The sequence below is a fragment of the Streptomyces sp. NPDC006544 genome, from assembly GCF_040611715.1.
Lineage (GTDB): Bacteria > Actinomycetota > Actinomycetes > Streptomycetales > Streptomycetaceae > Streptomyces.
In genome coordinates this window covers 1-12,440 of the sequence record NZ_JBEXOV010000147.1, presented here as the reverse complement: position 1 = coordinate 12,440, position 12,440 = coordinate 1, and the positions used below count along the sequence as shown (strand labels likewise).

At 66.3% G+C, this 12,440-nt stretch carries 11 protein-coding genes; 1 reads left to right on the top strand and 10 read right to left on the bottom strand.

Annotated elements, in window-relative coordinates; genetic code table 11:
* The 10 genes from ABZY44_RS35410 to ABZY44_RS35365 form a co-directional block, all read right to left on the bottom strand.
* The coding region (locus ABZY44_RS35410) for a condensation domain-containing protein (protein WP_356661241.1) at window positions 1–857 on the bottom strand (857 nt) is incomplete at its 3' end.
* Window positions 858–922: 65 nt separating this feature from the next.
* Window positions 923–1,114 (bottom strand): MbtH family protein, encoded by a 192-nt coding sequence (locus ABZY44_RS35405; protein ID WP_356661243.1) that lies wholly within the window; start codon window positions 1,112–1,114, stop codon window positions 923–925.
* 55 nt (window positions 1,115–1,169) lie between these two features.
* Window positions 1,170–2,441 (bottom strand): cytochrome P450, encoded by a 1,272-nt coding sequence (locus ABZY44_RS35400; RefSeq protein ID WP_356661239.1) that lies wholly within the window; start codon window positions 2,439–2,441, stop codon window positions 1,170–1,172.
* Window positions 2,442–2,495: 54 nt separating this feature from the next.
* A complete protein-coding gene (locus tag ABZY44_RS35395; protein WP_356661237.1) occupies window positions 2,496–3,281 on the bottom strand; it encodes a class I SAM-dependent methyltransferase in 786 nt (261 codons plus the stop codon).
* Between the two features lie 15 nt (window positions 3,282–3,296).
* Entirely contained in the window at window positions 3,297–4,307 is a 1,011-nt protein-coding gene (locus ABZY44_RS35390) for a class I SAM-dependent methyltransferase (RefSeq protein WP_356661235.1), read from the bottom strand.
* Between the two features lie 23 nt (window positions 4,308–4,330).
* The gene (locus tag ABZY44_RS35385) at window positions 4,331–5,626 is read right to left on the bottom strand and encodes an MFS transporter (RefSeq protein WP_356661233.1); all 1,296 of its coding nucleotides are present in this window, start codon (window positions 5,624–5,626) and stop codon (window positions 4,331–4,333) included.
* On the bottom strand, window positions 5,626–6,570 hold the full coding sequence (locus ABZY44_RS35380; RefSeq protein ID WP_356661231.1) for a hypothetical protein: 945 nt from the start codon (window positions 6,568–6,570) through the stop codon (window positions 5,626–5,628). Before ABZY44_RS35380 ends, ABZY44_RS35385 begins: the two co-directional genes overlap by 1 nt.
* 20 nt (window positions 6,571–6,590) lie before the next feature.
* Entirely contained in the window at window positions 6,591–7,058 is a 468-nt protein-coding gene (locus tag ABZY44_RS35375; protein ID WP_356661229.1) for a VOC family protein, read from the bottom strand.
* 193 nt (window positions 7,059–7,251) lie between these two features.
* Window positions 7,252–8,451, bottom strand: a complete 1,200-nt coding sequence (locus ABZY44_RS35370) for an MmgE/PrpD family protein (RefSeq protein WP_356661227.1) — start codon at window positions 8,449–8,451, stop codon at window positions 7,252–7,254.
* A 61-nt stretch (window positions 8,452–8,512) separates the two neighbouring features.
* Window positions 8,513–10,888: an amino acid adenylation domain-containing protein gene (locus tag ABZY44_RS35365; RefSeq protein ID WP_356661225.1), complete on the bottom strand. Its 2,376-nt coding sequence runs from the start codon at window positions 10,886–10,888 to the stop codon at window positions 8,513–8,515.
* Between the two features lie 878 nt (window positions 10,889–11,766).
* On the opposite strand from ABZY44_RS35365, the gene ABZY44_RS35360 reads away from it, so the two are divergent.
* Window positions 11,767–12,440: condensation domain-containing protein (locus ABZY44_RS35360; protein WP_356661223.1), on the top strand; the 674-nt coding region annotated here is incomplete at its 3' end.

Below are 12,440 nucleotides of genomic sequence, written 5' to 3'. Positions count from 1 at the left end.
AAGTCGGCCACGATGTGGTGCAGGCAGATCGCCACCACGTGGTCGTCATCAGCCAGCCGCACCACCAGCACGCGCAGCAGTCGGCCATTCGTCAGGTCGAAGGGGCGGCTTGCCTCATCGGCCAGCAGCTCTCTTGCTGCCGCCTCGGCCGCCTCCGTGCTGCCGGCTGTGCTCAGGTCGACGACCCGGGGGATGACCGGAGTCTCCTCCTGCACGATCTGCAGCGGCTCCTCGCCCGCATCGACGTCGAACCGGGTACGCAACACCTCGTGCCTTCGGACGAGTCCTGAGAACGCAGTGCCCAGCGCCTCGACGTCGAGCCTCCCACCCACGCGGAAGCCGAAGGGCACCGAGTACTCGGTGCTGCCCGGCGTGAGCTGGTCGAGGAACCACAACCCCTGCTGGGCGAATGACAGCGGTGCTCGTCCGGACGACGCCGTCCGCGCAATCGCGGGTACCGTCCGGGCGCCCTTCGGCTCGGTCCGGCTCAGGGTCTGCGGAATGCGGTCTGCGGTCGGTGCCCCGCCGGCGTCGTCCGGGGCGGCGAAGTTCGCCATCGCGTCGGCGAGGACCAGTTCGGCGAGACGTTCGGCCAGGGCTGCGACCGTCGGGGACCCGACGACGACTGCGCCACTGACGTCCACTCCAAATTCGGCACGGATCATCTCTGCGGCCCGGTTGGCAAACTCAGGATTTCCACCCATGGCGAAGAAGTCGTCCCGCGGCCCGATCCGGTCGTTCCCCAAGACTTCCGACCAGATGCGGATCAGAGTTTCCTCCGCCGGACTCGAAGAAGGCCGCGAGTCAGCGACGGGACGCGCAGAAGAGATGACGAAATCGGGATCGAGCTCGCTCACGATGAAATCCTCACATCACTAAAAACAACTTGCGCGACCTGGGCGCCGCTCCGGCGTTACACCTGTTATCGACTGACCGGCTTCATTTCGACCCAGCACCTCTCGATGTGCTCGAGACAGGCTTCTCGGGTGTCTGCGGCATGGGCGACGCGCCACCCGGCCGGCACGCTCATGTGCGCCGGCCAGAGCGAGTACCGCCCCTCATCGTTCACCAGAGCAGAGTATTTCTGCGATTCGACATCGAATGGATTTATCATTTCTTGAATCTCCTTGCCGGGCCGCGTGGGTGAAGGTCCGAACACTCCGGCTGCTTCAGACATTGTCGAGCGGATCCAGACTCGCCAGCTCCCGGCGAGCATCGCGCGTCGGCACGATCTTCACAGGAAGATGCTTGATTCCGGAGATGAAATGCGATGCTAGATGGTCGACGGGTCCTGCTATCTCGAATGACTCGACGAGCCGCAGGGTTTCCTCGGCGAAGATGCGCATGGCGAGACGCGCCAGCGGAGCCCCGATGCACCGGTGCGCGCCGACACCGAAGGCGACGTGCAGCCGTGGGTCGCGCCGGACGTCGAAGGTGTAGGGATCCTCGAATACCGCCTCGTCGCGATTGGCCGAACCCAGCCACACCGTCACCGGATCACCCGCGCGGATCAGGGTGTCGTGAATCTTGATGTCTCTGGTGGCATGTCGCATGAAGTGGTTGGCCGGCGACGACCAGCGGAAGACTTCTTCGACAAACGTGTCGGTGCAGCGTTCCCGCCGCCACAGGGTCTCAGCCTTGCGGTTGTCAGCCAGGGCGAGAAACGATGCGTTCGCTGCGTGTGAACTCGTGACTGTCGCGCCGAGGAGGACACTGTACGCGTTGAACAGCTTCTCCTCACGGGACAGCGGGCGGTCGCCGATCCTGGCGTTGGCGATGGCTCCCATGAGGTCCCGTCGCTGCGTGAGGTCCTTGGTGAACTGTCCGCCGAAGTACGCGAATATCTCCGAATGCGACCACTCCAGGGCCCGGTCTTGGCCTCCGCTCGCGACCTCGGGGTCCTGGTCCGCGATCGCCACGTACGCGAACCTCTTGAGCCGCCCCCAGTCCGACGGATCGATCCCCATGAGAAGTGCCGTGATGGCGATCGGGTAGAAGGCCGTCTGCGCCGCGAGGTCGAAGACGTCGCCGTCGCAGCCGGGTGCGAACACGCGGCGTGCCAGCAACCGGATCTGCGGTTCCAGCGCCTCGACGGCAGACCTGGTGAAGCAGGTGTTGATCTGCCGCTTGATCGCCGTGTGATGGGGCGGGTCGGTGACCGCCAGCATCTTTCCACTTCCAAGATCCTTCTTCCCCAAAGTGGTGAGAAGGTTCCCGCTTTCCGAAGAGAAGTCGCGGAAGTTCCGCAGCACCCGGCACACGTCCCGGTATCGGGTGAGCACCCAGAATCCGGTTCCGTCAGGCCGCTTCTGCCAGTAGACGGGGTGATCGGCCCTCAGTGTGCGCCAGGCGTCATGCGGGTATCCGGTGGCGTACAGGCTCGGTTCGAAGAAGTCGATGGCGGAGAGATCGACCGACTTGCCCGCGGTGGTCATGCGCATTCCAGATGTCCTTTCCCCGTGTGGCCGATTGGCCGGTGCCGGTGGGCCAGCGCTTCAGCACAGCGGGGCTCGCACGGTGAAGAGCCCAAGTCGCATGTGCGGCAGCAGTGGCCCCACGAATCGGGCTTCCTCGAGCATCGCCTCCGCCGCCTCGTCTCCCATCTCGGCCCGCAGCTGCGCCTCGTGCTGTTCCCACAGCGCGTACCAGCGCTGCCATTGGCGGCGCGCCTCGGCACGGTCTTCGTCGATTTCCAGTTCGAGTCCCGCCCTGGCGATGCGATCGCGCCAGGTGGGCACGTTCGAGGTGTAGGTCGGGTGGCCAGGGAGGCGGTCACTGCCGGTGAAGACCGCCCGGGCCCCTGGGCGCAGGATCCTGCGCACCTCCCGCAGGGCGGCATCGCGATCCGGAGCGATGGGAAGAGCGTCCATGCTGATCAGGCCATCAGCGCAGGCATCGGGCAGGCCCGTGGCGTCGAACGTGCCCAGTTGGAACCGCACTCGGTCCGGCAGCAGGAAATGGGAGGCCCGGGCCGCTGCCAACTCCAGCCCTACGGGCGAGTGGTCGACTCCGATCAGGCGCACGGAAACCGCACGAGCGACCCAGAGCCCGGGGCCCCCGCGTCCGCAACCGAGATCGACCAGTACCTCGCCCGTACGCATCCGAAGCCCGCGCACCATCGCGGCCAGAACCGACCAAGTGCAGTTGCTCGAAGGGTCGGCCTCGGCCGGATATTCTTCGCCGAACGCTTCCGCCGCGAATTTTCTCCGCAGCGTGCTCTTTTCCCAGGATATGTGATAGCGATCATCCTCGCCAGCACGCGGAGCCTGAATACCGGACACACGCCCCTCCTCAAACTAGCAGTCTTTTTGTCCGCGCCCGACGAGCGATATTCGCGGCACTTCGGCCACAAATTGTCCCTGCGACTCGTAGACGATCGGCCGCTCTACGACCTCGAGGGCCTTAGGGAGTTGACGTACATATCGAGAATGGTCGAAACATGACTCCAGAAGTGCCCAGGAGCTGCCCGGATCCCCGTCACCCCCGAGCACACCCTGCACCCCGTACATGTCCCCGACATACCGACACATCCCCCTGCGCGCTTCATCCGCGGAGGCTGCCACCACGACAAACGGGTCGTACATGTAGACGATCTCGGCGGTCAGGCCCGCGGAATCGAACAATCGCGTCAGATCCTCGGGAGAGAAATGCTCATAATCATGACCTGCCGAGGTGTTCGGATGCACCACTTGCGAGAAGAATCGAGCCATGGGGCTCGTCTCTTCGAAGTCATGAACGATGACCCTCCCGCCGGGACGCACCACTCGAGCGGCTTCCGCGAGGGCCTTGGGGCGGGACTCCGGAGAAATGTGGTGCGTGCCATAGGCGAGGATCACCGCATCGACGGATCCATTGCGCAGGAACAAGAAGTCCGCGTTCTGCCGCACCGCCGGGAGATTCTGTGCCAGCGCCCTCTTGATCATCATCCCGGAGATGTCTCCGGTCAGGACCTGCACCTTGGATATCGGATCATCCGGATTTTCGGCAACTGCTCGCGCAAGTGTCCCGTCTCCGCCCAGGACATCGAGCACTGTCACCGACGCGGGATCGTCCGAGGCCACTGCCCACCGCAGGAGCTGTCGAACGCCCGTCCACCGGACGAGGGCGTCCTCCTGAGCTCTCCGGTAGGAGTCGCCGCGGCCCGTATCATCGCAGTCGAACTCGTTGGCCACCGTCATCAGACGTGCCAGGGCCTCCTCTGCGCGTGGCGCCGAAAATTCCAACAGCGCACGCAGGTGCGGATGAATTTCCGCGGTGTGGCTGAGATAGTCGTTCAGACCCATCCCGGGCAAATAGCCAACTTCCATCTCACGTTCCCTACGCACTCCGCCTACCTCGTTTCTGCTTCTGAAAAGAACTTCGAAGGTTCCGCCACTTCCGCGGCGGGCGACGGCCCCGCCGGCAGGTGCCGGACCACAGGTACGGCCAGCACGCCCACGCTCACCGCAACGTGCACAACGGCACTGGCAAGCAGCACGGGCCCCGTCCCGATGCGGTCCGCCAGCGGCCCGGCGGCGACCAGGCCCAGCGGCCCCAAGGCGAACGCACCGAACGCACCGTAGGAACTGACGCGAGCCTGCACGGCCGCAGGCACATGTCGCTGAATGCTGGTCGTCGACAGTGCGGTGCTGATAGCCGAGCCCATCCCGGCGGCCAGCACCGCGGCCGCCACCCAGGCAGTCGAAAGGCCGGACCCCAAAGCCGCGTTGGGCAGCGCCCAACCACAGCCCACCAATGTGGCGACCAGCAGCGGCCGCCCGGGCACTCGGCCGAGCAGGGACAGGCCTCCCAGAACGGACCCGAGGCCGTAGAGCCCCATGAGCAGCCCCCATGACGCCGCGCCGCCGAGACTCCGGTCGGCAACGACCGGCCCCAGCACGAAGAAGGGCGACGCGACGACCAGGTTGAACAGGGTGAACTGGACAGTGGTCACCCAGAGCCACGTGCACGAGCGGAAGTGCGACCAGCCTTCCCTGAGATCGACGAGCATCGACTGCGCGTTCTTCGCCGGCCGCTGTTCCAGACGCAGGAGACTCAGAGCCAGGACGCTGACGCCATAGGTGGCGGCGTCGATGAACAAGACGACCGTCGAACCGACTGTGGCGACCAGCGCACCGGCACAGGCCGGGCCGGCCATGGTCACGACCGAGCGTGCCACACCGATCGAGGCGTTGGCCGTGGGCAGCAGGGCGTCCGTCGTGAGCCGCGGGATCAGGGCTGTCAGCGCAGGCGTGAAGAATCCCTCGCCGACCCCCCTGATGGCCGACAGCGCGATCAGCGCCCAGAGGGGCGGGTGTCCGTGCCAGACCACGAGGGCGAGCGCCAACTGGGCTACGCACCGCAGGGCGTCCGCCATCAGCATCACTCTTCGGCTGCCGAACCGGTCGGCGAGGACCCCGGACCAGAGGAGACACAACACCATGGGAACGATCTGTGCAGCCATCACGCCGCCGAGCTGTGAGCCGCTGCCGCCCGCCGCCAAGATCGCGAAGATCAGGGATACGGGTGCCATCGCCGACCCCAAGAGCGACGTGACGTAGCCGAGGAAGAACAGACGGAAGTTGCGCTGCCGGAAGATCGGATCCCGTGGTCGCGTGCGCCGCATCCGGCTCGCGATGTCCCTCATCAGCGCCTTAGCCGTTCCCGGAGGCGATCGGCAGAGACCCTGCCGACCTGGCGGACGATGTCACCGAATCTGAGTTCGCAGCTCACGACGTCCGCACGGCGCAGTGTCTCCGGTGTGGCCTCGTCGTCGCCCTGGAGCGGGCGGAAGCCGTTCACTGCCACGTCCCACGTCACTGCCTTCAGTCTGCGAAGGAGCTGCGCAGTGATGGCGTCATGCCCCACGGGAGCCCTCAAAGTCATGAAGAAGTTGTCATAGAGCAGCGCCGTCCGCTCTGAGGGCGGCCAGACCGCAGTTTCAGTCATGGCCTGCTGCAGCAGTGACTCTCCACCCGGCACCAGCCGGGCGGCGATGCCGTCGTGGGTCGCCTTGTTGGCCGCCAGGGCAGCGCCGAGCCCCATGGCTTCCGCGCTCCGGATCCAGGGCGCGATGCGGCCGCCACGGAACAGGCCGCGTACCGAGGTGAAGTCCGGGGCCCACGTGCCACTGAATCCCCGGTGCTGAAGGGACATGCGCGGTCGTATCAGGGTCTCGTACACGCTCCGCGGACACGACCCGCTGTAGAGCAGCATGGCGGAGTAGCCCTCGGTGTAGGCCTCCAGCATGGCCAGCACGTCGGGGTCCGGGATGCCTTCATCCGGCTGCTCTTCCAGCAGCCGCCCCATCAGATGCCAGATGATGAAGGTAACTTGATGCCCAGTGATCCACCGGAACCAGAACAGGCGCTCGTCGGAGTCATCCTGAGGTGCCTCGAGACCGGCCGGCCGGCGACCGTCGAGGAGGTCCTCGAGCAGACACGTGGTCAGATCCGCGTCGCATCGCGCGGAGGTCTTTCCCGCGAGGTACGTCGTGGCCTTCGCATGACCGACCGGCGGCATCGTCAAGAGCTCGAGGCCATAGGGGAAGTCACCGAAATCCCAGGCGCCGCTCTCGGGGACCGCGCGCACGCCGCCCGTGCTCCCCGGCCTCACTGGTGATCGTCCGGCAGGTAGGCGAACTCGAATTCGAGACCGTTCACGTCGAAGAGGTAGAGGCTCTGAACGCCGTCCCCGTCCACCACGATCGCTGTCGGCTGGTCGGGCCGGGCGAACGAGAAGCGACCCGACTCGTACAGGTCCGTCCAGCGACGGCGGATCACTTCGAGATCGTCAGGCGATCCCACCTGCAGGCAAGCGTGCTGGAACTGGAGGCCGTGCGGGTCGGGAATCTCGCCGTTGTGGCCGTCACGATCGAAGAGATGGAAACGGAGGTCTCCCGCGCCGACCTCCACCAACCGGCGGATGCCGGGCAGCCTGCTGAGCGTGAGGCTGGAGAACCGGTCCAGGGACCACCGCAGCTCGGCATCGAAGAACTCGAGGTACCAGTTGAGCGAGTTGTCCAGATCTGCGGTTTGCACTCCCAGGTGATGAATCCTTGGCGATTTGATCTCGGACATGTCAAAAATCTCCTTCGGAGTCCAAAGGGCTGCGTATTCGAGGCACGGCGGAATTCCGCAGCGCGGGACACAAGTTGCGCGGAGCCGGTGCACAGACTCACGCGGCCAAGGCGTGACCGCCTGGTAGTGGGGATGACGCAGGTCTCCTCTGGTCACAGGTCTCCTGTGCCAGGCACCGGAGCGAGCAGAGGGGTTAGCCGGCAGGCAGTTCCGACTTCAGGATCGAGGCGGCAGTCGCCCAATCGAGGTCGGCGAGCAACCCGGGGACGTCTGGACCGCAACTGAGGAACTTGCCGTGGAGGTCGTTCTCGGTCAAAGGTCTGGCCGGGGAGCCGGGCGGCTGGTCCAGACGCGTCGACCGGCTCGTGCCGTCACTCAACCGGACGGAGATGTGTACATCGCCGTCGAGCAATCCCGCCCCACCCGCGGTGAGTTCGACCGTCGTTCTGCTCATCAGCTCTTGAGCGGCCGGCCTGTTCACCGCAGCGGTGGTGAAGCTGTCGAAGTCCGGGTTGCGGTCCAGCATGGCGGTCGCTATCGCGTACTTCAGGCTCAGCTGCCCTTGCATCCCGGTCTGCGGCCGGTCGTAGATGAGCGGCCGGACCGTGGCTTCGGGTGTGGTGACCTGAATACTCTCGATCGCCACGCCCACCGGGATCTCTGCCGGCAACCGCCGGGCCGCGCTGATCAGCCGCTGCATCGAGTAGCAGCACGGGAAGACCTTGGTCGCCAGCCCGCCGGGTACCGCCGGTCCGGAGAGCTCCAGCCGGGCGGGATCTCCGCCGACCAGGCCGAGCCACTGGTCGAGAGCCCTCGGGTCGGCCTCCGCCCCGGACGCGACCAGACGGGCAGCCCGTACGCCGGCCTCTGCGGCGAACCCCACCTGCAGGGACTTGCCGGCCGTCCCGAACGCACGTTGCACACCGCCGGCCGCAGGGAGCGCCAGGGCGACGGCCGCTGCGGTCTGACGGGGATCGAGACCCAGGGACAAGGCAGCACCGACTGCAGCCGCAGGAGCGCCGGCGGTGCATGTCACATGCCAGCCACTGGCGTAGTGCGACCAGCCCAGCACCGTACCGAGCCGTGCCATCACACCCGCCGCACCGAGGTACTCGCGGGCACCACCGCCGACGGCCAGCACCGTCGGTACGCAGATGGCGCCGATGTGCGTTGTGGAAGGCATGTGCAGGTCGTCGAAGCTCAGCACGTGGGCGAGTGTCGCCCATCGGCCCGCGTCCGTCAGTTCGCCGACAGCGCCCCGGATCGGGTCCCGGCGTGCGGCGAGCGTCACCGCCACCGTGTCCTGCAGGGCCCGCCTCGACAAGGCCAAGTCCTGCTCGGTCGGCACATACTCATGGGCCCACTGGACGAGTTGTTCGGCGGTCGAGGGCATGGCTCGATCCTTCGGGGAGACGGACGGAGGGGCGGTTCGCAACACCGGGGCCGAGGCAGGGTCAAAGGGCGGCAACGCCCTGTCCCTCCAGAAAGGCAGCCAGCTCCGCGACGGTGGGATACCTCAGCACGGTGGACACCCTGACCTTCACCTTCCAGGCCGCGTTCACCCGCGTCGCAATGCGCTGCGCGTGCAGTGAGGTGCCGCCCAGTTCAAAGAAGTCGGCGGCAGAGGACACTCGTTGAACTCCGAGGACGTCGGCCCAGATGGCGGCCAGTTCGCGCTCGCGCGAGCCGGCATACCGGATCGGGCCGCCGGTCTGTTGCACGCTGCGGGGATCGGGCAGCCGGTCACGCAAAACCTTGCCATTGATCGAGAGCGGCAGCTCGGGCAACACCACGAGCGGCCTGGGGACCATGTATTCCGGCAGATGACGAGCCAGCGACGCCTGGATGTCCGCCAAGGCTTGCGGTGCGGCTTCTTCCAGGACGACGTAGCCGACGAGCTCCGTGTCACCCTCACTGTTCCTGCGCACGTCGACCACGCCGTGGCGCACCAGAGGGTGGAGGTTGAGCCGGCCTTCGACCTCCTCCAGTTCGATCCGGAAGCCCCGGACCTTCACCTGGCGGTCTATGCGTCCGAGGAACTCCAGCTCACCCTGTTCGGACCAGCGCACCAGGTCCCCGGTGCGGTACATCGTGACGTGTGCCGGGCCCTGCGGGCATGCGACGAACCGTTCGCGAGTGAGGTCGGGACGGTCCAGGTATCCCCGTGCGAGCCCCGTGCCACCGATGTACAGCTCACCCGGAAGCCCAATGGGCACCAGTTGTCCTCCGGAGTCGACGACACGAAGGGTCGTGTTGGCGATGGGCCGGCCTATGGGAACGATCGTGCTGGTTTCAGTGATGCGATGCGAGGTGGACCAGATCGTGGTTTCGCTGGGCCCGTAGACGTTCCAGACGCGGCCCGCCTTCCGGCAGAGCTCGGCAGCGAGATCCGGTGGAGTCGTCTCCCCGCCACTCAATGCTGTGAGACGCGGCTCTCCCTGCCATCCCGCATCGAGCAGGAGCCGCCACGTCATGGGCGTTGCTTGCATGAATGACACTTCGTACGCCGTCAGCGCCTCGCGAAGCTCCGCACCGTCCGCTGCCACACTTCGCGGCAGGAGAGCCAGCCGGGCGCCCCGGACGAGCGGCAGGAGGAGTTCGAGGATCGAGATGTCAAAGGACACGGTCGTGACCCCGGCCACCGTGTCGCCTGTCCCCAGCCCGAACTCCGCGCCAAAATGCATCAAGACGTTGGTCAGAGCACGGTGCGGGACTTCAACGCCCTTGGGATTGCCTGTCGTTCCCGATGTATGAACGACGTACGCCACGTCATCCACCGTCGGGCGGAAGTCCTGTTTCCCCATCGTGCCGACCGGCAGGTCGACTGCACCGCGGGAGTCGACGTGCACGAGTCTGATCTCGGGGCCGCTGAACGGTGTGCCCAGATGCTCGTCCGTCAGGAGGAACCCGACCGAGGCGTCCTCAAGGATGGAGGAGATACGCGGCGCCGGATGGTGCGGATCCAGGGGCAGATAGACACCTCCGGCCCTCAGCACGGCCAGGAGTGCTATGTGGAGTCCGACCGAGCGCTCCATGAGGACGCCCACGCGCATGCCGGTGCGAAGCCCGGCGGTGCGAAGCTGCCGTGCGAGCCGCCCGACCCGATCGAGAAGTTCCGTGTAGGTCAGCTGAACGTCATCGCAGATCACGGCCTGCGCGTTCGGCACACGTGCGGCGGTCTCTTCCAGGAGGTCCACAACTGTGCGATCCGGCTCGGTGCCTTCCGTCGTACCCCAGCTGAGGCACCTTTGCGCCTCGTCGGCCGGCAGCATCGGCAGGTCTCCGACCCGGCAGCGTGGCTCGGCCAAGGCGGCACGGAGCAACTGTTCGTAGTGGTGGGGCATTCGGCGTAGGGCGGCTTCCGCGACAGCGACGGGGTCACAGGACCAGCGGAGCGTGAGGTTCGATGGTCCTCGCCCGTGGCTCGACACGCCCGGCGCGGGGTCAAGGTGCAGCAGCTCGACGGAAAGCAGATGGCCTGGCTCGGCTCCGCTCCCCTCGTCGACGGCCCGGCCGGCGGGGCCTCGACCAAATGAGCACGCCGCCTCCGCGAGCAGCGGTGACCCGCCCGGGTCGCCGATGGCCGTCGATTCCATTGCGGCGTCGACGCCGCGGAGTATCTCCAGGACCGAATGGTGGCCGCGCATCGGGAGCTGCACAGGCACGTCCGCCGACCAGGGGCTCGCCCCGTGGCTGTCGTCCAACCGGGTGGCGACGCAGATGTCCCGGTCTCCCGCGTAACGGTGCAGCAGTGTGAGAAAGGGGGTCAGCAGCACGGCCGTTCGGCTCGCGCCGTGGGTGATGGCGAAGGCTTCGACCTGTGACAGCAACTCCTGTGGCAGACGGTGATGCCGCGTTGGCCTGGAGGCCCCGGAGTCCACCGTGCAGGGCCGGGGCAGCAGGAGCTCGAATGCAGACGGTACGGCGCCCGCTCCCTGGTGCGTCGGTGGCCCCTGGCTCCTTCCTGCAGGACCGGAATGTTTGTCGGTAACACGATTGCTTCCCATTCAATCCCCCGATTCTGAGACTGCCCTGGACCCTCAGGAGGGTCGCCGATGACGCAACGTTTCACCCCTCTCCACCGCATCACTTGGACGCCGACGCATGTCGTTCCCCGCTCCCGCGTGATGCGGCCCGGCGGCGGCGCCAAGGCCCACGACGGCCCCGCTCGGTCTTGCACGGCACCACCGCAGTTTCCGATCGGTGCAAACACTTGTCGCCCCGGCCCCTCCCCACAGGCCCCGAGCCGGAGAAGGAAATTGCAGTGTGACATGTTACTGAGCTCGGATCTCGATGCTTACACACCGACAGTCGGCCAGGCAAGATCAATCGAGACTCAAACGCGAGTTGAGTCGGGGGACGGCCCGCCCGTCCCAACAGAGCAGTGCAGTCACCCTGTTGCTGCTCCGCGACGGGGCCTCAGCACGAGCGGGACCTCGACGCATCATCCCTAGCCCCGGGTTGACGGAGGACACAGGCCGTGATCCTCTTTGCCTCGGGCGACCCCGCTCCCGGTACGTACAAATTTGATGTGCAGCTTCACCGACACGGCCGTCGATCGCAGCGATCGCCGAGTGCCCTTCCTGGGGCGGCATCCACGATCGTGAGCACCGTAGGCGCACGCGAAGATTCCAGCGATACCTACCGACGCACCAGGTGATGACCTCCGCCGTGCCGAACGGGCTGCCGTCTGCGGACCCGGCACTGCATGGGATTGCCTTTCTCGGGGGCTTTCCTCGGACTGCAGTGGGACCGGAGCCACGCACCCTTCCGCGCGGGACAGAGCACGGTGCGGAGCCCCCTAACGAAACCTCAGAGTCTCCTGACGGAACAGGTAGTGGTCACCATGAGCGAGCAGCACAAGTGGCTAGTGACGGTAGATACTGACGGGCACTCACAGGCACCTCAGTCGACTGCCCCCTCGACGGTGCAGCCGGCCCAACGATCCGGGCCTGCCCCGCTGTCCCCTGCTCAGCTCCGGCTGTGGTTCTTGCATCAGCTCGACCCGAACAGTGCCGAGTACACGAGCCCACTGAGCTTCCGCGTCCGAGGGTCGTTGGCCGTGCGCCACCTGGAGACGGCTTTGTCCGGCCTCGTCCGTCGGCATGAGGTGCTGCGGACTCGATTCGTCACCACGGAGCTCGGTGAACCGGCCCAAATCGTCGATGACCCCTGGCAGGTCGAGGTCACCTTGGTGGACCTGACCGAGGGCGGTCGCCTTGCTGCGCGCGAGCAGGCCGGATACGACATCGTCAGGACCGAGATCGACCGTCCCTTCGACCTGGCAAGCGGTCGACCCCTGCGTGCCCTCGCAGTGCGTCTGGACCACGATCCTGACGATCACCTCGTCCTGATCTGCCTGCACCACATCGTCGAGGATGA

Bases quoted from the DNA above. Each gene is read 5' to 3' on its own strand.
- ABZY44_RS35385 (WP_356661233.1), bottom strand. From the start codon at position 5,626: ATGAGGGACATCGCGAGCCGGATGCGGCGCACGCGACCACGGGATCCG.
- ABZY44_RS35405 (WP_356661243.1), bottom strand. From the start codon at position 1,114: ATGATAAATCCATTCGATGTCGAATCGCAGAAATACTCTGCTCTGGTG.
- ABZY44_RS35370 (WP_356661227.1), bottom strand. From the start codon at position 8,451: ATGCCCTCGACCGCCGAACAACTCGTCCAGTGGGCCCATGAGTATGTG.
- ABZY44_RS35375 (WP_356661229.1), bottom strand. From the start codon at position 7,058: ATGTCCGAGATCAAATCGCCAAGGATTCATCACCTGGGAGTGCAAACC.
- ABZY44_RS35400 (WP_356661239.1), bottom strand. From the start codon at position 2,441: ATGCGCATGACCACCGCGGGCAAGTCGGTCGATCTCTCCGCCATCGAC.
- ABZY44_RS35390 (WP_356661235.1), bottom strand. From the start codon at position 4,307: ATGGAAGTTGGCTATTTGCCCGGGATGGGTCTGAACGACTATCTCAGC.